General features: G+C 40.6%; 19 protein-coding genes. 2 read left to right on the forward strand and 17 right to left on the reverse strand.

Going from position 1 to position 19,014, the window contains the following annotated elements:
• The first annotated feature begins 810 nt into the window (after positions 1-810).
• Positions 811-1,878, forward strand: a complete 1,068-nt coding sequence (locus ZOBGAL_RS15900; protein ID WP_013994707.1) for a LamG domain-containing protein — start codon at positions 811-813, stop codon at positions 1,876-1,878.
• Positions 1,879-1,978: 100 nt separating this feature from the next.
• On the opposite strand, the gene ZOBGAL_RS15905 is transcribed toward ZOBGAL_RS15900, so the two are convergent.
• The 17 genes from ZOBGAL_RS15905 to ZOBGAL_RS15990 form a co-directional block, all read right to left on the reverse strand.
• A complete protein-coding gene (locus tag ZOBGAL_RS15905; protein ID WP_013994708.1) occupies positions 1,979-2,386 on the reverse strand; it encodes a hypothetical protein in 408 nt (135 codons plus the stop codon).
• 372 nt (positions 2,387-2,758) lie between these two features.
• Positions 2,759-3,316, reverse strand: coding sequence for an REP-associated tyrosine transposase (locus tag ZOBGAL_RS15915; RefSeq protein ID WP_013994711.1), 558 nt, complete (start codon positions 3,314-3,316; stop codon positions 2,759-2,761).
• Between the two features lie 118 nt (positions 3,317-3,434).
• Positions 3,435-3,863 carry a hypothetical protein gene (locus ZOBGAL_RS15920; protein WP_013994712.1) on the reverse strand — a complete coding sequence of 143 codons (429 nt, stop codon included), beginning with the start codon at positions 3,861-3,863 and terminating at the stop codon, positions 3,435-3,437.
• Between the two features lie 12 nt (positions 3,864-3,875).
• Complete coding sequence (locus ZOBGAL_RS15925; protein WP_046287545.1) at positions 3,876-4,400, reverse strand: RHS repeat-associated core domain-containing protein; 525 nt, start codon at positions 4,398-4,400, stop codon at positions 3,876-3,878.
• Between the two features lie 345 nt (positions 4,401-4,745).
• Complete coding sequence (locus ZOBGAL_RS15930; RefSeq protein ID WP_013994714.1) at positions 4,746-4,988, reverse strand: hypothetical protein; 243 nt, start codon at positions 4,986-4,988, stop codon at positions 4,746-4,748.
• Complete coding sequence (locus ZOBGAL_RS15935) at positions 4,979-5,182, reverse strand: hypothetical protein (protein ID WP_013994715.1); 204 nt, start codon at positions 5,180-5,182, stop codon at positions 4,979-4,981. The genes ZOBGAL_RS15930 and ZOBGAL_RS15935 overlap by 10 nt, the downstream gene beginning before the upstream one ends.
• A gap of 242 nt (positions 5,183-5,424) precedes the next feature.
• On the reverse strand, positions 5,425-5,970 hold the full coding sequence (locus ZOBGAL_RS15940) for an REP-associated tyrosine transposase (protein WP_013994716.1): 546 nt from the start codon (positions 5,968-5,970) through the stop codon (positions 5,425-5,427).
• A gap of 130 nt (positions 5,971-6,100) precedes the next feature.
• The gene (locus ZOBGAL_RS15945; protein ID WP_013994712.1) at positions 6,101-6,529 is read right to left on the reverse strand and encodes a hypothetical protein; all 429 of its coding nucleotides are present in this window, start codon (positions 6,527-6,529) and stop codon (positions 6,101-6,103) included.
• Between the two features lie 12 nt (positions 6,530-6,541).
• Entirely contained in the window at positions 6,542-10,603 is a 4,062-nt protein-coding gene (locus ZOBGAL_RS15950; protein WP_013994717.1) for an RHS repeat-associated core domain-containing protein, read from the reverse strand.
• A gap of 12 nt (positions 10,604-10,615) precedes the next feature.
• A complete protein-coding gene (locus ZOBGAL_RS15955; protein ID WP_013994718.1) occupies positions 10,616-11,953 on the reverse strand; it encodes a hypothetical protein in 1,338 nt (445 codons plus the stop codon).
• A 5-nt stretch (positions 11,954-11,958) separates the two neighbouring features.
• Positions 11,959-13,740 carry a type VI secretion system Vgr family protein gene (locus ZOBGAL_RS15960; protein WP_013994719.1) on the reverse strand — a complete coding sequence of 594 codons (1,782 nt, stop codon included), beginning with the start codon at positions 13,738-13,740 and terminating at the stop codon, positions 11,959-11,961.
• A 637-nt stretch (positions 13,741-14,377) separates the two neighbouring features.
• Positions 14,378-14,794 carry a hypothetical protein gene (locus ZOBGAL_RS15965; RefSeq protein WP_046287546.1) on the reverse strand — a complete coding sequence of 139 codons (417 nt, stop codon included), beginning with the start codon at positions 14,792-14,794 and terminating at the stop codon, positions 14,378-14,380.
• Entirely contained in the window at positions 14,787-15,215 is a 429-nt protein-coding gene (locus ZOBGAL_RS15970) for a hypothetical protein (protein WP_123772418.1), read from the reverse strand. Before ZOBGAL_RS15970 ends, ZOBGAL_RS15965 begins: the two co-directional genes overlap by 8 nt.
• Before the next feature lie 311 nt (positions 15,216-15,526).
• The gene (locus ZOBGAL_RS23610; RefSeq protein ID WP_013994722.1) at positions 15,527-15,682 is read right to left on the reverse strand and encodes a hypothetical protein; all 156 of its coding nucleotides are present in this window, start codon (positions 15,680-15,682) and stop codon (positions 15,527-15,529) included.
• A gap of 453 nt (positions 15,683-16,135) precedes the next feature.
• Positions 16,136-16,909 (reverse strand): hypothetical protein, encoded by a 774-nt coding sequence (locus ZOBGAL_RS15975; protein WP_123772417.1) that lies wholly within the window; start codon positions 16,907-16,909, stop codon positions 16,136-16,138.
• A gap of 505 nt (positions 16,910-17,414) precedes the next feature.
• Entirely contained in the window at positions 17,415-17,999 is a 585-nt protein-coding gene (locus tag ZOBGAL_RS15985; protein ID WP_013994724.1) for a hypothetical protein, read from the reverse strand.
• 67 nt (positions 18,000-18,066) lie between these two features.
• Positions 18,067-18,504, reverse strand: coding sequence for a hypothetical protein (locus ZOBGAL_RS15990; protein ID WP_013994725.1), 438 nt, complete (start codon positions 18,502-18,504; stop codon positions 18,067-18,069).
• A 202-nt stretch (positions 18,505-18,706) separates the two neighbouring features.
• On the opposite strand from ZOBGAL_RS15990, the gene ZOBGAL_RS23405 reads away from it, so the two are divergent.
• Positions 18,707-18,937 (forward strand): hypothetical protein, encoded by a 231-nt coding sequence (locus tag ZOBGAL_RS23405; RefSeq protein WP_123772416.1) that lies wholly within the window; start codon positions 18,707-18,709, stop codon positions 18,935-18,937.
• Positions 18,938-19,014: the final 77 nt, after the last annotated feature.

Here is a 19,014-nt window from a genome sequence, read left to right on the forward strand (position 1 = left end):
TTTATTTGGGGGAATTTAGTGGTAGAGGAAGAATTGAATATATTACCGTTAACCCGGTGAACTGAGCTTTTTATTTTCTGGGTTGTCTCTAAAATGATTATTTCCTCTCTCCCTTTTAATGGAATGTAAGCGAATTTTTTATAGGCGGGAGGGAATACGGTTCGTACTACCGGTCTGGTTCTTGCATTGCTCTCGATAAAACCAATTTTTGATTTTTAAAGAACCCTACATCAAAATAGACATCGACCGACATTCTGATTTCTTGAATTTTTTCAAGAACTATCCAACATTTAGAACCCTTAAATATAAAAACGGCCCTTTGATTCCGATGGCCGGAAACTTTAAAGTCTGTTTTCTGTATTTCCTTTAATTGCATATGATTTTTACAAAGGGTGCGAGCAGCTGAAGCTATTCGTGTTTTTTATTCCTCCAAAAAATATAAAGACCTATCGGGCCTAGGTCGATGCGATGTACAAGCTACCGGTTTATGTGATATCGATTTTAGGGCGGCCAAATTTTGTATATAAAATGTATAAGCCTTGCAATTCCCAGCTATTGTGGGGGAATGCATGCTATTTGTAATAGGGACAAACTTTTTGAAGCCATCTGTTCATGTCAAGGAGCTCGTTGGTCAATACCGTTTTGGGCGCTGTTGATCGGCAGCTCGTGCCAGATTTTGTTGATTTTTCAACCTTTGCCGCCCATACGTGCTACACCTGCAAAATGAAAAAAAACATATGTCCTAGCCTTCAAATCATCTAGACAACTCATTTTCATTAGGTCCGGTTAATTTTGAGGAAAACTAAAATTATGATTAAAACACTTAAACGTATACCCTTGGTTTTTTTAATAGCTATTATGGCCTGTAGCAATTCGGGGGATAATGGTAAAGATAAAGTTGAGGAACAGGAGCAGGCCCAAGAACAGGGGGAGAAAAAGGGACAAGGCGAAGAACGGGATAAGGAAGATGGGATAGATGGCCTTCAACCTACTTTTTTAGCAGATCAAGACCCCAAACCCGATGATAAAAAATGGATAAAAGTCGAAGGTGTTTCAGACGAGTTTAACGATAGTGAATTGGATTTGACCAAATGGAGCCCGACCCCTGAATTTATTTGGAATGGCCAAGACAGAGGTTGGTACGGGGGAAGTAGGTCTCTTTTTGAAGCGGATAATGTAAGTGTCGGCAATGGCTTTCTAAGAATTGAGGGAGAAAAGTTCGATAGTCCCAAGTATTCCCCTAAAGATAATACCGATACTCCCCCACAACGTAGATATGGGGGAGCTTATGTGTACGGTAAGACCTTGGCTGAGCCAGGATATTATATAGAGGCCAGAATGAGGGCCAGTAAAACGGCGATGTCAGCGGCCTTTTGGCTAAAAACGGAAACAAAGCCGTGCGGGGAAAACTTGAATGACGGAGAAAACCTTGAGATAGACATACAAGAATGTGTTGGGGTTTTTACCGGCGAATTAGGTGATGAATGGACCAAGGATGATTGGGCGGTAAATGCGAATTGGGATAGAATATTTCACTACAACACCCATAGACACAATAGCCCATGTAACAATATAGGGGATAGGCAGACCAAGGGAGGTAAAGCCAACTTTGACAAAAAAAACTCAGATGAGTTTCATATTTACGCGGCCTATTGGCATGCCGACGGTAGTAAAATCGACTTCTATATCGATGGTGAATTGGAAAAATCGATTACTCCCGTAATTCCGTTTAAAGGAGCTTTGCGTTTGATTATGTCGAGTAATTTTTATGATTGGATCGAGGAAACTTCGGCGGAAGACATGGGTTTTAACAGGCCTTTGGAAGACAGATATACCCAATTCGATTGGGTTAGGGTATGGCAACTTGAAGATTTGTAAAACACCTGTACTTCTATGTGAGGTAAGTTAAGGCGAATTATTGTAATCTCCCTTAAAAGCGAATGTTTCAAATGGCCATGGCCTATAAGTTGTTGGGGTTTTAATACTTATTGTTCTCGACGATAAACTGAATTGATGAAAGTTTCTGCAGCAAAATTCTCAGCTTTGATTTTGTTTTTTTTACGTAGCGATATTTTAGTATAAAATATCCCAGTGCAAACAAAGGAAAAGCGAGCATCAAAACAAATACGGGTAGTGAAGGGTACTGATAGTTCACGAATTTCAACTGCGTCTGTAAATCCATGGTGTAATTTGATAATTCTTGTTTGTTTTCCTCTTCGATAATTTTTGAAAGTGATCGTTTTATTTCTTTATAAAAGGAAATAAAGTCCCGGAGCTTGGTGAAAAATGCTCCTTCCCTAAAGATGCCGTCCTCTTTAATAATCTCATTACCTAAAATAATCAAATACTTCAATTGTCTGGAATAATCCTCGGTTTTTGTCGTCATAATTTGATGGGGCGATAGCTTGTGGTTTTTTAATCCATTTCAATGAGCGGTTTTTTTGCCAACGGTCCTCCGGGGAGTCTGGGGCACGAACCGGCCATTCATTATGTGTAGTCTTCGTGTATCGTTATTTTTTCGGTTTAGTTGATTCGGTTTAAGTTCTAAACGGATTCCTTTTTTTTCAATCCCATTTCGTTCGGCTCCGACACGCATCGGCATTTCAAATAGTCCGTTTAGGGTATGGTCTAATTCCATTGTTCATTCCCCAAAAATAAGAAACCAAGGGCAACTTCTTTAAAAAGAGCTTCTTCATCGCCGTCTTGGGAGTAATCCCCGCTAGCGCTCGTTTGCAACGAGTGCCGTCCCAGTTGCTTTTTATTCTAAGAAACCAATATCGTCAATTTTTAGAACCGTATGGTCATCTGCAAAATTTTTAGCACTAGAGTATTTCCAATCTATTGGGTCGCAAACAAATCCGGAAACAACCGGGTTGCTATGTATATATTCTATTTTTTGTTTTATAACGGCAGTACTCCATAGTTCAATGGGCTTGTTGTTGTGCTGCCAAAATTGATATTTAGATATATTTCCTTTTTGTTTTCCAGCTCTTTCAAACATCCATAGTAACCATTCTTTTCTACTTTCGGTAGGGTTCTCCTGAATTGCTTTTAGGATTTTTTTAGAGGTATGTTTTTTAAAATCTCTTAATAGATTCATTGGATTTTCATTAGAATCCCTGAAAATTAAATGTATATGGTTAGGCATAAAACAATAAGCATATAATTCCATGCCTTTTTCTTTTCTGCAATAGTCTATACTTTCCAGTAGGATATTGAAATATTCTTGTCTAGTAAATACATCTATCCAATATACCGTAGCAAAAGAAACAAAATAGGCCGCTGTTGGATTTTTAAACTTGTACTTTCTGCTCATTATCTAAAAATACAAAAGCTATCTAAATGTTTAGATAGCTTTGTTTCTTACTCTGTACGGCACTCGTAAAATACGAGCGCTAGCGGGGCATTTTTTTTAGATTTGAAGAAGAAACTGTTTAATTTGGGTAATCTAAATCTTTTGAATAATCTACTTCTTCCTCCAACCAACCAATTTCATTACACCAGTTTTTTATATCTGATAGTAATTCTTTGTTGTTTAGTTCTTTGAACTTATATTTTTTTAAAGACTCTTCTAAATAATTGTAAAAGGTATGACCCAAATCGTGACGTATTTCTGTTTTGTACATTTTTTTGTACTCCTCATAACTTACTGTTAAGTCAAGTGTCAATTCTTTATCCTTATCGTATCGTCTAAATGTTTTTCTGCCAATTTCTTCAGGTAGACATCTAAAAGCAAAACCGATTATTTTTGGTTCATTTATACCTTTATATTTATTATTTACTTTATTCCATACAACTTCAAGTTCATCACTTAATTCGATTATGTAAGTCAAATAAGTATCGCAAACTACTGATATTTCCATATTTATTTTATTCTAATGACAAGCTTTGTTTCCTAGAGGTAAAAATCCTTTCCAAGCTAAATATCCTTTTAACTTCATTCCTTCAAGCATTTGCATTAATTTTTTAGGACCATTATGTGTTGTTACTTTTTGCAAATTCATTTTTCGTAACCACTTTTGAGTATATCTTGTTTTTGGGTTTTTAGTTTCTCCTAGCTTCCATAATTCTCCTTTTTTTAAGTACATTTCTCCAATTGGATTTTTCTTGCCATATTCCATTACTGGATACCAACCATCTTTTTTTGCCAATAAAGCATAAAGCTCTTTTAACCCAAAAGGGTCTATGAATGTGTTGGAATCGTGTACATAAGAATATATGTTTGGATTGGTACTTTCTATGCCTAATGGGTCTTGAGAAATATAACTTCCACTATCGGGATTGTAATACCTGTACCTATTATAGCAAAGTTCAGTTTCTTCATCGAAGTACATTCCTTGGTAACGGAACGGACAATCTTCCAAAGAACCTGTAACAAGTTTACGTACTTTTCCGTAAATATCATATTCTACCGTCTGTCAGCCTATTGTATCGAGTGCCGTTTCTGTTGTTTCTTATTCTTAGTAATCAATATCGTCAATTTTAACAACATTGGGGCATTTACAAAGTTTCTTGAGTTGCTATAATCTCATGGTATTAAAAATACAAAAGCTATCTAAATGTTTAGATAGCTTAGTTTTAACTCTGGTTTCTTACTCTGAACGGCACTCGTAAAACACCAGCGCTAGCGGGGGATACAATGAAAGGAATTCTGGAAAATATAAATCTAGAATGAAACCCAAAATTACTAAGAATCAAAAAGATACAATCTGAAAAATGCTTAACTTAATGACATTGAACGAGCGCTAGCGAGGGGAAATCTCAACAGTTGACCAGTGACACTTGCAAAAGTAAGTATGTTCATCATGTTTCTCAATGTTGTCAATTGAAATATTTTTGACAAGATTGATATTACCACTCATTTTTATGGAAACTTGATGAAAATGGTAGTCGCTAACTTTCTGCTCAATTATTTCAAAACCATTTTTTTTAAGCTCTTTAACAAGGGTTTCTATTGGTTTACACACTGTGACTTTTTCTATTTGCATTTTATTGAATCTAAATCAATTGGACTTCCTACAGGTTTCAGCTTGGTTTTAAAATCTTCAATATAAAATTGTGTTGCCCCACCTTTTCCTAAATGAGAATTTGCTGAAACAGTCGATTTGCCTACTTTTATATCTTCCGTAAGCACATAGCCTTGAACCTGACTTCTATAACCAAATTTATCATGCGGTTTCACTTGTGCTGATTTCCAAAGTGCTTCTTTTGAGTTGGCGCCGTTTCTGTTGTTTCTTATTCTAAGTAATCAATATCGTTAATTTTAACAACATTGGGGCATTTACAAAGTTTCTTGAGTTGCTATAATCTCATGGTATTAAAAACACAAAAGCTATCTAAATGTTTAGATAGCTTTGTTTATTGTTTCTTACTCTGTACGGCACTCGTTACAAACGAGCGCTAGCGGGGGGTGCCGTACCAGTTTTATTCTAAGAAACCAATATCGTCAATTTTAAGGACCGTATGATCATCCGCAAAAGAGTATTTCCAATCTATTGGGTCGCAAACAAATCCGGAAACAACCGGGTTGCTATGTATATATTCTATTTTTTGTTTTATAACGGCAGTACTCCATAGTTCAATGGGCTTGTTGTTGTGCTGCAAAAATTGATATTTAGATATATTTCCTTTTTGTTTTCCAGCTCTTTCAAACATCCATAGTAACCATTCTTTTCTACTTTCGGTAGGGTTCTCCTGAATTGCTTTTAGGATTTTTTTAGAGGTATGTTTTTTAAAATCTCTTAATAGATTCATTGGATTTTCATTAGAATCCCTGAAAATTAAATGTATATGGTTAGGCATAAAACAATAAGCATATAATTCCATGCCTTTTTCTTTTCTGCAATAGTCTATACTTTCCAGTAGGATATTGAAATATTCTTGTCTGGTAAATACATCTATCCAATATACCGTAGCAAAAGAAACAAAATAGGCCGCTGTTGGATTTTTAAACTTGTACTTTCTGCTCATTGTCTAAAAATACAAAAGCTATCTAAATGTTTAGATAGCTTTGTTTTAACTCTTGTTTCTTACTCTGTACGGCACTCGTAAAATACGAGCGCTAGCGGGGCATTTTTTTTAGATTTGAAGAAGAAACTGTTTAATTTGGGTAATCTAAATCTTTTGAATAATCTACTTCTTCCTCCAACCAACCAATTTCATTACACCAGTTTTTTATATCTGATAGTAATTCTTTGTTGTTTAGTTCTTTGAACTTATATTTTTTTAAAGACTCTTCTAAATAATTGTAAAAGGTATGACCCAAATCGTGACGTATTTCTGTTTTGTACATTTTTTTGTACTCCTCATAACTTACTGTTAAGTCAAGTGTCAATTCTTTATCCTTATCGTATCGTCTAAATGTTTTTCTGCCAATTTCTTCAGGTAGACATCTAAAAGCAAAACCGATTATTTTTGGTTCATTTATACCTTTATATTTATTATTTACTTTATTCCATACAACTTCAAGTTCATCACTTAATTCGATTATGTAAGTCAAATAAGTATCGCAAACTACTGATATTTCCATATTTATTTTATTCTAATGACAAGCTTTGTTTCCTGGAGGTAAAAATCCTTTCCAAGCTAAATATCCTTTTAACTTCATTCCTTCAAGCATTTGCATTAATTTTTTAGGACCATTATGTGTTGTTACTTTTTGCAAATTCATTTTTCGTAACCACTTTTGAGTATATCTTGTTTTTGGGTTTTTAGTTTCTCCTAGCTTCCATAATTCTCCTTTTTTTAAGTACATTTCTCCAATTGGATTTTTCTTGCCATATTCCATTACTGGATACCAACCATCTTTTTTTGCCAATAAAGCATAAAGCTCTTTTAACCCAAAAGGGTCTATGAATGTGTTGGAATCGTGTACATAAGAATATATGTTTGGATTGGTACTTTCTATGCCTAATGGGTCTTGAGAAATATAACTTCCACTATCGGGATTGTAATACCTGTACCTATTATAGCAAAGTTCAGTTTCTTCATCGAAGTACATTCCTTGGTAACGGAACGGACAATCTTCCAAAGAACCTTCAACAAGTTTACGTACTTTTCCGTAAATATCATATTCGACCGCCCAAGTTTTTTCGCCTTGCGCGTTGTACATTTCTACGGGCGTACCTAAGTAATCCGTGATGATACTAAAGTGTTCACCATCTACAATCTTGGCGGCGGGCTTAAAGGTGCCTTCGTCAAATACCCAGGTAATCAAATTTTCAACGGGTTCTTCTTTATCTTTTGTAAGCATGCCCCATTCATCTACCACCCATTCCGGGCGGTCTTTTAAAGGATACTTCCATTCATGTAGCGGTACGTTGCCGTCCCAAATAAAGCGCGTTATGCTGCTTCTCGACTTGGCCCGTGCCGGTATTACATTTTTGGCAGTACGCCTTCCTAGGGCGTCGTATTCAAATTCTACTCTTTCTCCATTGGTTTTGGTTACCGCTTGTAGCATGCCGTTGCCATACCAATCGTATACTTCGGTTCCGTTCGGCGAACGTTTTTCGATGAGGTTGCCTTCGTCGTCGTATTTGAAAGTGGTACGGCCATCTTGCAATAATTGCCCTCCTGCACCGTATTTACGGTCGTTTTTGCCTTGGCTCCTATAAAGGTTGCCCACTTCATCGGGCAACTTATAGTCCATATCATGGTTTTCGTATTTGGCCGAGGCCAAATTACCGAACTGGTCGTGGGTATAGGAAACATGTCCCTTGGTCAATTGGTCTACCATTACCTTAAGGCGATCGTTCACGCTCCAGTTGTAGGTTCTGTGGCGCATTTCACTACGGCCGCGGGTAACTTTTTGGCGTACGGGGCGCCCGGCTTCGTCATATTCCATCTCGGCCCGTACTCCACCCGGAAGTAGGCGTTCTATTTCCATGCCTACACTGTTGTAGGCGAAGTTGGCGGACCAGGTTCCGGCCTTTTTCTGTGGGGCGAAACCATGCTCTTTGCTCTCCTCGGCCGCTGCATCGGAGACTTGGGCGTTCATCGTTTCGATTTGGCCCATTTTGTTTCGCAATAGGTCAATTTCCGCGCCTAGACTACTGGTGATTTGTATCCGGTTGCCTAAGTTGTCATAGGTGCTTTCAACAAGGTGTCCGTCTTGGTTTTCGGCGATAACACGGCCTGCATTGTCGCGAATGAGCTGTACGGTACTATTTTGGTTAACGGCTTCAATAAGATTACCGTTACGGTCGTAACTATAGGTCTCCCATGTACCATCGCTGTGTTCGGCCCTCGTAATTCTACCATTGTTGTCGTATTCATATTCGGTAAACTTGCCATCAGGGCGGTTTACCCTGTAAACTTTTCCCGCGCGATCGCGTTGGTACATGCGGGTAAGGCCGTCGAAGCCTATTTCGGTAATGATCTGTCCGTTGGGATTGCGTTTGAAACGGTAGCGTTCCCCATGCTCGTTATCGATATAACGTAGTTGCTCTTCGGTATCATAATCAAAGAATACTTTTCGCCCGCGTTCTTCGCGCATTTTAAGGCTTCCCATTGGGGTGTATTCGAACTTTACTTTTCCGTTTTTTTGATGCAGTTCTACAACTTCGTCGTAGGCGTTGTATTTTAGTTGGATCGCATTGTTGTCGGGTTCTACCACCTGGCGTACACGGTCGAGGTCGTCATAGATAAAGTTCTGTTCGTGTCCGGCCGCATTTTTTGTTTGGTGGCATCGTCCCCAGGCATCGTATTTCCAAGTGGCTACTGCTTTGTTGGGCAGTACCATTTTAGAAAGGTTAAAATCTTTATCGTAGGCGAGGGAAGAAATATTTCCGGCATTATCGCGTACTTCGTTTATCAATCCTTTTTCATTGTATCCGAAGGAAGTTACCCCGCCATCCATGTCAATAACGGCATGTAGGCGATCTTCTTTAAAAGTACGGATTACGGAGCCTCCGACAGGGTATTTGGTCAAGACCAACCTATCTTTTTCGTCATAAACGAACGTGGTTGTCGAACCGTCTGGCTGATGGAGGCCTACCAAGTTGCCCCTTTCGTCATAGCTATATCCTGTGGCATTGCCTTCTTCGTCGATATCACGATAGGGTTCCATGTATTCGGTATACTCATGGAAGATATGCCCGCCCATGGCATCGGTGACTTGGGTGCACAGATTCAATTCATTAAAATAATAGATACTTTGTTCCCCGAGGGAATTGGTGATGATGTTGTATCCTTTGTGATATTCCAAAGTTCCTGAAAGAATATTGCCGTCACCTCGGGTCGCGATACACTTGGCACCTGTTTGGTTTCCGTCGTATTCCCAATAAAAGGACTGGCCGTTTCGGTCGGTCTTTTTCAGCATCAGGTGATTTTCGTATTCCATCAGGGTGGGCTGGTCGAGGGCATCGCTGATTCGAATCAGGTCGCCATCATTGTTATATCCGTAAGAAACCAGTTTTCTGGTTTCTCCCCGATGTTCCGCCGTAATTTCGGTAACCCTTTGTTTTGAGTCTAAGCGCAACGCAATGTTTCTGCCCACACTGTCAACGATATGGGTAAGGACATTGGCCGAATTGTATTTCATTTGAACGGTAAACCCTTCAGGATTGCGAATCTCCGTCGGTTTAAAAAGGGTAGGGGTACGTTTGCTGTAGGTATAGGTTAGCTGCTCTTCGTGGTCTTCTACTTCGTAGGTGTATTTATCAATATAGGTAAGCGTTAATTTTTCGGATCGGTCATAGTATTGTTCGCCGGGTATGTTCAATATCGGCATGGCGGCAAGTCTGCCGTCGGTGAGCCTTAGTCCCATATTCCCGTCTTGGGTATTGATGTGCATTCCCAGGTCATAATTACAGGAAAATCCATAACCCATGAGTCCTTCGTACTCTGAATCGGAGTACCAGTTCCGTTCCCATCTAATAGGTATGGGGCCGGAAAGAACAAAATCTTCACCTTCATAGACCATTCGGCCCGTAACCAGGTCAATGGGTTCAAAACCAAACTTACAAAGGCTTTTTTTCAAGCCCTTTGTCGCCTTGTTCATAGGCAACATATGGTTCAATTTTTTCATTCCGTTTTTCAGTCCGCGTTTGAATTTCCCCCCAGCTTTCTTCATAAGGCCTCCCATGCCATACGACATGATCAGCCCTGTTATAACGCCTGCCCAATCAGGGGCATAGGGACCTCCCACAAAAACGGGTTGCCCCATAGGTATAGGAATCGACATGGAGCTGGGAAGGTAGAAACTAGGAATAGGGCGCAATTTTTTACCAGGTGCCAAGGTCAGGGGGATTCCGATATCGTTACAGGTCATGACCATATACCCTGCGGGAGACATAAAATTATCTTCGGCATGTACCGTTGTACTCCCGAAGAAGTTAACGGAGTCATGGCCGATCATGGGCGCCATCAAGAAGGGGCCTCCCATAGGAATGTGAAATAAGGTGGCCAAAACTCCAGAAGTTTGACTGTTGCCTTTTGGTACGTTGTTGATATTGACCGTTGATCCCATAAAAGGGATGTAATCCATAACATCCATCACCATACCGATATAGGGATGGGGAAGGGGTACGGGTACACCGAACAGAATTACGATATGGATATCGATTCCTAATACGGGGGTAAAATGTTTATTGGCCAATAACATATTTTCTCTTTTTTAGGATATGGAAATACTATTTTTCATGTTCTGGGCTTGAAGCTCCATTTTTTGCTTCCAATCTTTTCCCTCTAAATCGACCATAAAACTATCAATGGTCTTTAGTGTCGTTCCTTGCGCGCTATTGTAGTAATCCCAGGCAATTTGACCTATGCCGCTGGATTTCAGTTGCTCTTCGGGAAGCGTTCGGCCGTAATCGAATGCTTTTTTCAATAGCTCTTTATAACGGGGCGGATTCTTTTTCTTGATCAAGGTATAGGCGTTGATGTAAATGGCCAAAGCCTGCTGCCCTAGACCGAACGATATGGCCAGTTCGGCTTGCTCGCAGAAAAGGTCGGTCGCTTTTTCTATTTCATTTTGATGATGGGCACTTGAAGCCATATAAGCGTACAGTTGCAAAATGATAGCATTTGCCGTATCGTCACCACTAGCTTTGACCTGCTTTGCAATGGCGAGGCCACGTCGCAATAATTTGTCGACCGTATCATATTCCTTGAACTGGAACAGCATACCGGCGTAAACCCCGTGGGCGGTAGCAAAGGCGGTTTTGTTTCCTGTTTTCTGCGTTACTTCAAGACCCTTTTCGCCCCAAAGATGTAGCCGCTTACGATTGTTCTTGGCGGCGCTGTTGCCCATTTCTACCATACACTCCCTAAACTGTACTTCCGGATCGTTGGGGTCGCCTGACATGGCTATCTTTTTCATGGCGCCGTCAAGGTCAAGGTCTACCCAAAGCGACACGCACGTAGCTTTATGTTTTACTTGAACCGATTCAAAATAGTTTTTAGGATGATGGTCAAAAACCATCAAACGGGTTTTTGGGGGCATTCCGAGCCCAAGCATGGTTTCCATCCAATTTTTGTAATCTTCGGTGGCTTGCACCGTGTATGGAAATAGAGCCAGAACCAAATGTTGTTCGGGGTTCGGGAGGGCTTTTTGGAAACTCGCTAAAAATTCGATGAGGAGGCTGTCGAAATCAGCCTCTTTATTTTTGAGTTTTTGCTTAAAATAATCAGGGTCCCAGTCGAATTGAAGGAAATTGCCCTCTATTTGTTCTTTCAGGCGTTCGTCGTTCTTAAAACTTTCCAGCCAATCCGATATCAGGTTTTTACTGTGTACCTTGCTATCTACAAAAGGGGTAAGTAACACTACGGGAATATCGGGGATGATACCGTGAGGGGACGATTCTAACTTTAAAAAGCCTTCATACAATCGCGCTTGTTCCGGTTTTATCAACCAACGTACCCAATTGACCTCGTCATGGGGGCTAACGTCTTGTAACCACTTTTGTTGAATTTGGGTCACTAAAAGTGCGACCGGATTGTGCTCGTTGTTCATCTAGATTAACCACAGTTTAAGTTCAAGAGCCCTCCTTTTATATTGGTCATTGTAGTACCATCGGCATTTAGAATACCGTTGCTCTTAAGTTTTAATTCTGCTGACCCCTCTACTTGTGTGCTCGGTGCGGTTACTTCAACTTTTGCCCCACTGTTTACCGTAACCTTGGCGCTGCCATCGCTATAAATTTCCTTTGAAGTAAGGTTTACGTTGTTGGTTCCGTCAAGGTTAACTACCTCCGAGGCGATAATATTGATTTCTTTGGAATTCAGTGTTAACGCGTTTGGAGCGGAAATGGTAATACCTCCCTCACCGTCCATCACAATGGAATTACCGCTAGGGTCTTGTATCGCAATGCTCCCATCGCTATCGTTCATAATAATTTCGTTACCGCTTCGGGTTTTGATCGCTTTGATATTGTTATCGGGATCGGAATAAGCACTTTTGGCCTTAGCGTTAAAACCAGAACTTAACACAAAGGGTTTCTCGGGGTTGTCGGCCTCGAAGCCGACCAAGATTTCTTCGCCTTTTTCAGGGATAAAGTAAAAGCCCTTGTCGCTACCGGAGTAGGGGGTGGCCATCTTTATCCAGGGTGTACTGGTACCCATGGGCTTTTGCCAAGGGAACTGTGCCTTGATGCGTCCAAGACCTTCCGGGTCGGCATTGTCGAGCACCCAGCCCCTTTGTGCGCCCGATCGGGGTGCGGCGAAACTGTTGGAGTAGGGCAGGTGTTCGGTGCCCTCGGGCACGGCCTCAAACTCGTTGCGGTAGTGTCCGCTATGGTCGAACCTGTGTACGACCTTGGTGATATCATAGGAACCGTAGGGGTCCTTTTTGCCCTGGTCGGAAAAATTAAGCCCTTCCAAGGTAAGGGTGTCGCCAACGGTAAGGTTTACGAGCTCCGAAGTGCCCGAGGCCAATATCATACTGGCCGCTTTCCCCAAGGTGTTCACCTTTGTGGCGGTATCTACGCCGCTTTGCGCACTGTACTCGTGCTGGCCAATACTCCAATCGTAAGCACTTTTTTTCGCGAAAACGTTTTCCGATTCGCCCTTTATCCGGTCTTGGTAGGGATGGGATGAATTGGGGAAGAAAGCGGCGGAGTCGGCTTCTAACGGGGTGTCGTTGACCCAATCCCAAGCCTTAAGCCCGAAGGACTGCTCCCTGAGTACGGTGGATAGGTTAAAGCTCAGTACGTCCTGTCCGTAAACGCCGTGCACCTGTTTGTCCCCGGTCCTGCCCACGCAGAAATCGGTACCGTTATGGTAGATCCAGGCCCCGTAGCGGCTACAGAGCCGCTGGAGGAAGGCCAGGTCGCTCTCGTTATATTGTACGGTATAGGGCAGGCTTACGTCGGTGCCCTTGCCGATGGAAAGTTTTACATGTTCGGTGGAATGTCCGTTCACGGTATCGGTAGCCACCTGAGATAGGGGCGTACCCTCTTCGTAGCTAAGGCACTGGACGGAATTGGCCAAGAGGGCCGCCGGCCCATGGCCCGACAGTACGATGGTACCTGCGGCATCGGACCCCTTTTGGAGGTCTACCGAGGTGACCACGCCCTTGAATTCCATTTGGTTTTCGTTGATGCCGATGGTGATCTTCTTGCCCACATAGGCCAGGGCATTGTCCATCAAGGCGCCCGCGTAGCCTTCGGTGGCATTGGAAGGGAAGGCGATACGGAAGGCACTGTGCCCTCCAATGGACTGTTCTACGGTAACGCTATAGCCCGAATTGGGTAAGAATTCCTCTCCTCCTACAAGGAGTTTGCTGTTTACTATTTTGGACATATGTTAGTATTTTCGGGATTAAAGTAATGATTACCCCAAGTGTGAGCAAATAAAAAAAAGTGTTTTCGTCAAGATGTCAGGGAGTTGTGAATTTTTTAATTGGGAAAAACAGTGTTAATTTATCGATCGCTACCAAGGATATCGGGCAAAACGGGCATATCTTCAAAAACGGATGCTTCGATTTGCGATTACTTCTATTTTGTAATCATTGATGGGGACCAAAGGAATCGATTTATCGTTCAAAAACCTGAAACCTAAAAGGAACTGAAAATCGGCATGGGTATCATCCAAATCATTGGTAATTTTTGAGTTCGTCGAAAATCATATTTTGTGTGTTACTTTTTTTTGTGAACACCTTGTAGAGAAGGTCAAGATGCTGATAAGGGTTAAAATCCGTATTGTCATTTTATGGGTAGTTTAAAAATAATAGGTGTCGCCCTGTAGCCTTACCCTTTTTGTGGGTATCCCGTTCACGAATGGGGAATTGTCCCCTTGAGGACACCATAGCGAAAGCTAGGGGCGGCTTGGTGCGTTGGCAAAGTAGCGATACTTCTTTACAGCGGTGTTTTGAACAGGGCACGGGCGCAACGCTCGCGCTAGGGGTATAGCAAATGTTTTGTCTAGTTAGATTGTTTGTTTACTTGATTTTGTAGAAAAAATTATCTCCAAAACAACGACTGAAATATTCGGTTTCTGGTTGTTTTCCCATACTGATGCCACCCGTCTTGCTGTTGTCTGAAACCCTAAAATAACTACAGAAACCAGAGGTCAACCCCGCAAGGGTGAATTCCTTCCAGTTTGGTCCCAACTCTTCTTTGAGTTGCTCTTCCGTCATTTCGGTTAAGTCCTCCCTTGGAGACCAACCTGTTCCGTTTTCAATGGATTGTTGAAAATAATACCCAGATTCATCTTTTTTTATTACGAATTCTGTCTTTCCATTTTTTGTTGACGAATATTCGCCTAAAAGATGTTCATTTGAAAATGTCGCTTTTTCTTTTTGAGAACAAGCTGTAATTAGTATAAAGCTCATTACGATGGATAAATTCTTAATCATTTTTGTCTTTTTTAAATAATACTGGAATAGAGGAAATATTAATGGCGCAACAACCATATATTATATTTTGAAAATTCGTATGAAAAAGGCTGATAATTAGTGTGATAACTGCAAGTCCAGTAAGAATGAAAAGTGAAATTTTAAATTTGGAAAAATTCATACTTAACAAAAATGCAGTTAAGAGTCCGCCATAAAACAAGATTGGTTTTGCATACAAAAGAAAATGGTCTATAAAGCCCAAAGAGGCTGATGAACTTCTTTCTCCAGTTTGAACAAACACGAATTCAACTTGTGAGGAATCCATTAGAATTACCCCAAATATTATCATAATATAAACAGGGGAACCTTTCCATTTTTTGTTCATATATGGGAATATTTTCTCCATTTCTAAATTTTGGATTTTTTGCGGTAATTCAGTCATTGAGACTAGAAATAAAGAAACTACGCTGAAAATAATAGGGAGAATGTAGGAGTCGTAGGAGATAATGAATAAAGTAAAAACACCTAACAAAGTGAATAAAACTATTTTCACATTCTTGTTAATGTTTACTCTACTGATCAAAAGATTGATTCCTAAATAAATTAGGGAAATCGCTATGGTCGGTTTTAATATCCGCTCGTTGAAAAGCATAAAATCTGCTTGTGAAGAAAAATCAAATCTAAAGTAATTGTTTATGTACGTTGATTTGGTGTAAAAATTAGATAGAACACCGATTAGAATTAGTAAAACTCCTAAGATTTGATTTGTATTTCTTTGACCTTACTTTTTTTGAGAGCATCTTTTATTTCCTGTGTTGCGTATTCCCTCTTTAAAAGCTCTTGAGCTATCCTTACCTTATTATACTTTTTATAGACTAAATCAGATATTACTTTTGATATTTCGTCCATTTGGTCAGTTTTTTTATAATTATCACAGTAATCTTATAGGCGTATCCCTATACCCTTATACCTCATTATATAGGGGTATAAAACAATAGTTTTAGGCTACCCAAATTCGCTTACAATATAAAAATTTTTATAATTAATTTCTTACATGAAAGAGTAAGTGCAACCTGATTTTGGGTACGAGTGAGACGCCCACTTATCGGGTATGGGTACCGTTTTATATGGTTTTTGTTACGTATTATAACGTTGACTTTCAGTTGAATATTTTATGGGTGTCCCGTTAACGAATGGGGAATTGCCCCTCGAGGCGCCCTAGCGTATTGTCCCCTTGAGGACGCCGTCTGCGCTAGCAGCGGGCGAGATGGCGCGTTGGCAAAGCTGAGTTATCGCTGCTTTTTAGGGGTGTTCTGAGCAGGGAACTAGGGTGACGCTCGCGTTAGTGGGGGGGGGGAAGGCTTACCTTATCTTGTCCAGTTCCTTTAGCATTTTAAAATACTCCCTTGGAAATTCTTCACGAAACAAGCGTCCAAAATCCTCGTAATGCTCACGGCCCAAATCAATGCGTAACGAGATAAATTCAAATATGGAATCGGTAGTCCTCGTCAGTTTCCAAGGGGAAATTTCACTTCTGATCAGTTTTTCATAGAAATCGTAACCTTGTAAGAACGCCCTCCCTTTTGGGGTTTGTTCCATCCATTCCCTTACCGCGGGCTTCATTGCGCGTGCATTGCAAATGTTGAAGAATTGACGCCAAAAGGTTATTTCGGCCTCGTAAATTGATTCCCTGTTCTTTTTTGATCGGAACATGGGATTATATATCATAAAGGGAAGTATACCTCCCCGTTCGTATTTTCTATAATTGTGCTTTTCGATGATTTCCCGTTCACCTATGGTGTAACTCCACATATCGACGTAAGAATTGATATTGATTGAATCTTTCTTGACCAATAGAAATATGCCAAAGTGTATAGCAAGGGGATATAGGTAAAACAAGAGTGATGGCCACCAAAACCAGTCGTAATCTACGATTAGCGTTTTATTGGATTGCAATTGCTTTATCTCCTTTCTTTTATCATGCCATATGGTCAGGCCGTATTTTTCAATAAAGCCTATGTTCGTATTTATATTCTTCTGTGGCTCTTTGTATTCGGTCGTAAAGGGTTGGGATATGGTATCGTTAAGCCATAGGTACAGAATCCTTTTATTCTCCATTCCTCTAGACCTTTTCATCTCATATTTTTTGAGCTCGCCACTTGAAATATCAAAGTCGGATAGAAAGGGTTTTTTAAAAAGTTGGTATACAAGTAGTAGCAAAAGGAGAAAAGCGCCTTTTATAAAGAGGATCCTGGGACTCCACCAAAATGATTCCATGATAATTATAAATATTTGGTTCGTCGGGTTCTGGTGGTATAGTTGGGCCGCCGTGGTCCGGTTAGTACGGACAATGGAATGTCCCCCGCCGGTGAGGGATTCTTAGGGGGGGCGGTATAAACGGTCGCTTTGAAAAGGCCATTGCCCGAACTATTTATGGGGTGGGGCACAGGTAAGATAAATTTCATATTGAACTACGATTTTTCAGATCTTAATTTATAAATTTTTCTTTTTTGGTCGGTGTGTTGGTTTTTTGTTGGGGTAGGGAAATACAACCCCCCGCCCTTCGGGAACCCCCTTCGAAGGGGGATTCATTGTCTGTTGCAGGAACGAGCGTGACGCTCGCGTTAGGTGGGGGCACACCTTATTGCTCCAGGCTATTGATGATCATATTGATGTCCCCAAGATTGATGTGCTTGGCCATTTGTTTGGCGACCACATAGGGGTCCGGAAGTTTTTCATCCTTGATATCGGTGCGCACTACGTATTCTATTGACGATATCCAGTCCTTTGAGGAGAAAAAATAATAAACGTTCGAGTATTCATAGCCTATCAGCTCGGTAAGATTATAGTCCTTATAGATTTCCGTGAAATTTTCCCGGAACAGAATTTTCCGTCCATTTATTTCCGTGGTGCCATCAATTTCGTTCTCTTTCACAAAATTATCCTGTATGACCGAAAGGGTCTCTAAATCTAAAATATCGGAAATATCCTTGATGTTGTTGGTGATGGGGTTCATGGCCTGTGGGCTTACAGAAACGGTTTTGATGATGGTTTCGTTTCCAATGCTTACCGTATCCGTTAGTTGTATGGGCATACCGTCCGTATCCGATAGGGTAAAGTCGCTTTTAATTTTAAAATTCAAGTGTTCGGCTTTTATGCTTTGCAGTTGCGAAAAGGCCGCGGTACAAAGCAATAAGGCTATTAGGGTGAGGCTATTCGTTTTCATTGTTTTCTTTTTAAATGTTTGTTGGTGTTATGGATGCTATAGCGCGGGCGTGGGGCTCGGGAGTGTGTTATTTTCGTTTTCTCTTTTTTCGATTTTTGTAATTCCTCCAAAACTTTGGTTTGGGCATTGTATTTTCAACAATTTCAATTCCTTTGTTTCTCAAAATCATTTCAATCAGTTCAGGTTTTTGGTCGAAAAGCATTGCTAAATCCTTGATTGATACACCTTTTAGGTAATTTTGTTGAATTTTTTCTTGGTCAGATTCGGTTATATACTTCAATTCCGGGTTCGATTCTTTCTGAAGTTTTGCTTGATAATTTTGAAGTACTTTAATAATGTCCGATAATACAGAAGGGTTTATTTTAAGAGTTTTTGATTTTTTGTTAGTGTTTAAAATCGTTTGTACAATTTCGATATATAATCGACCATTACTATGTTCCACCAAATCGATAAGAAAATTACTTTTGTCAAATTCAAGTTGAGTGGTTTCCAATATCGTTTTCATTGCTAAAACTCTTTCTTCCGTTTATGGATGTGCTGCAAACTGATTTCAATTCTTTGTTTACCAAAAAAAGAAATGTCCATTCGATAGATATAGAATTCGACTAACACCCATACCTCCCAATTGTCAGGTACAAATACAGTTGTATTTGAGTGCTTATTATGTATTATAACGCTGTGTTTGGGTTCAATATTTTGTTGCTGCCATGCTCGCGAGTGTGAGGCTTGGGGTAGTAGGTGAACGTTACGGGCAAGACGCTCGCGCTAACGGATGTTCGGCTTTCACTTGTAAAACGGATACCTCCCCCCGTCCTTCGGGCACCCTCTTCGGAGGGGGATTCATTGTCTGTTGCAGACACGAGCGTGACGCTTGCCCCAGCGGGGCGATTGCCTACAATCTCAAGACCCGCCTGAACGGCACGGGCAGGAGTACCTGAAATTCGAGAACAACACCCGAAAAGTGGGGCAGGAAAGCTTGCCCTGCCATTATTCGTAAAAATCATGGTCCAATACT

This window comes from Zobellia galactanivorans, assembly GCF_000973105.1.
In the GTDB taxonomy this organism is placed as follows: Bacteria; Bacteroidota; Bacteroidia; order Flavobacteriales; family Flavobacteriaceae; genus Zobellia; species Zobellia galactanivorans.

What these genes read in the sequence shown, in the direction of transcription:
- ZOBGAL_RS15900 (WP_013994707.1), top strand. Translation starts at nt 811, where the DNA reads ATGATTAAAACACTTAAACGTATACCCTTGGTTTTTTTAATAGCTATT.
- ZOBGAL_RS15905 (WP_013994708.1), bottom strand. Translation starts at nt 2,386, where the DNA reads ATGACGACAAAAACCGAGGATTATTCCAGACAATTGAAGTATTTGATT.
- ZOBGAL_RS15915 (WP_013994711.1), bottom strand. Translation starts at nt 3,316, where the DNA reads ATGAGCAGAAAGTACAAGTTTAAAAATCCAACAGCGGCCTATTTTGTT.
- ZOBGAL_RS15920 (WP_013994712.1), bottom strand. Translation starts at nt 3,863, where the DNA reads ATGGAAATATCAGTAGTTTGCGATACTTATTTGACTTACATAATCGAA.
- ZOBGAL_RS15930 (WP_013994714.1), bottom strand. Translation starts at nt 4,988, where the DNA reads ATGCAAATAGAAAAAGTCACAGTGTGTAAACCAATAGAAACCCTTGTT.
- ZOBGAL_RS15940 (WP_013994716.1), bottom strand. Translation starts at nt 5,970, where the DNA reads ATGAGCAGAAAGTACAAGTTTAAAAATCCAACAGCGGCCTATTTTGTT.
- ZOBGAL_RS15945 (WP_013994712.1), bottom strand. Translation starts at nt 6,529, where the DNA reads ATGGAAATATCAGTAGTTTGCGATACTTATTTGACTTACATAATCGAA.
- ZOBGAL_RS15950 (WP_013994717.1), bottom strand. Translation starts at nt 10,603, where the DNA reads ATGTTATTGGCCAATAAACATTTTACCCCCGTATTAGGAATCGATATC.
- ZOBGAL_RS15955 (WP_013994718.1), bottom strand. Translation starts at nt 11,953, where the DNA reads ATGAACAACGAGCACAATCCGGTCGCACTTTTAGTGACCCAAATTCAA.
- ZOBGAL_RS15960 (WP_013994719.1), bottom strand. Translation starts at nt 13,740, where the DNA reads ATGTCCAAAATAGTAAACAGCAAACTCCTTGTAGGAGGAGAGGAATTC.
- ZOBGAL_RS15965 (WP_046287546.1), bottom strand. Translation starts at nt 14,794, where the DNA reads ATGATTAAGAATTTATCCATCGTAATGAGCTTTATACTAATTACAGCT.
- ZOBGAL_RS15970 (WP_123772418.1), bottom strand. Translation starts at nt 15,215, where the DNA reads ATGACTGAATTACCGCAAAAAATCCAAAATTTAGAAATGGAGAAAATA.
- ZOBGAL_RS23610 (WP_013994722.1), bottom strand. Translation starts at nt 15,682, where the DNA reads ATGGACGAAATATCAAAAGTAATATCTGATTTAGTCTATAAAAAGTAT.
- ZOBGAL_RS15975 (WP_123772417.1), bottom strand. Translation starts at nt 16,909, where the DNA reads ATGAAAAGGTCTAGAGGAATGGAGAATAAAAGGATTCTGTACCTATGG.
- ZOBGAL_RS15985 (WP_013994724.1), bottom strand. Translation starts at nt 17,999, where the DNA reads ATGAAAACGAATAGCCTCACCCTAATAGCCTTATTGCTTTGTACCGCG.
- ZOBGAL_RS15990 (WP_013994725.1), bottom strand. Translation starts at nt 18,504, where the DNA reads ATGAAAACGATATTGGAAACCACTCAACTTGAATTTGACAAAAGTAAT.
- ZOBGAL_RS23405 (WP_123772416.1), top strand. Translation starts at nt 18,707, where the DNA reads ATGCTCGCGAGTGTGAGGCTTGGGGTAGTAGGTGAACGTTACGGGCAA.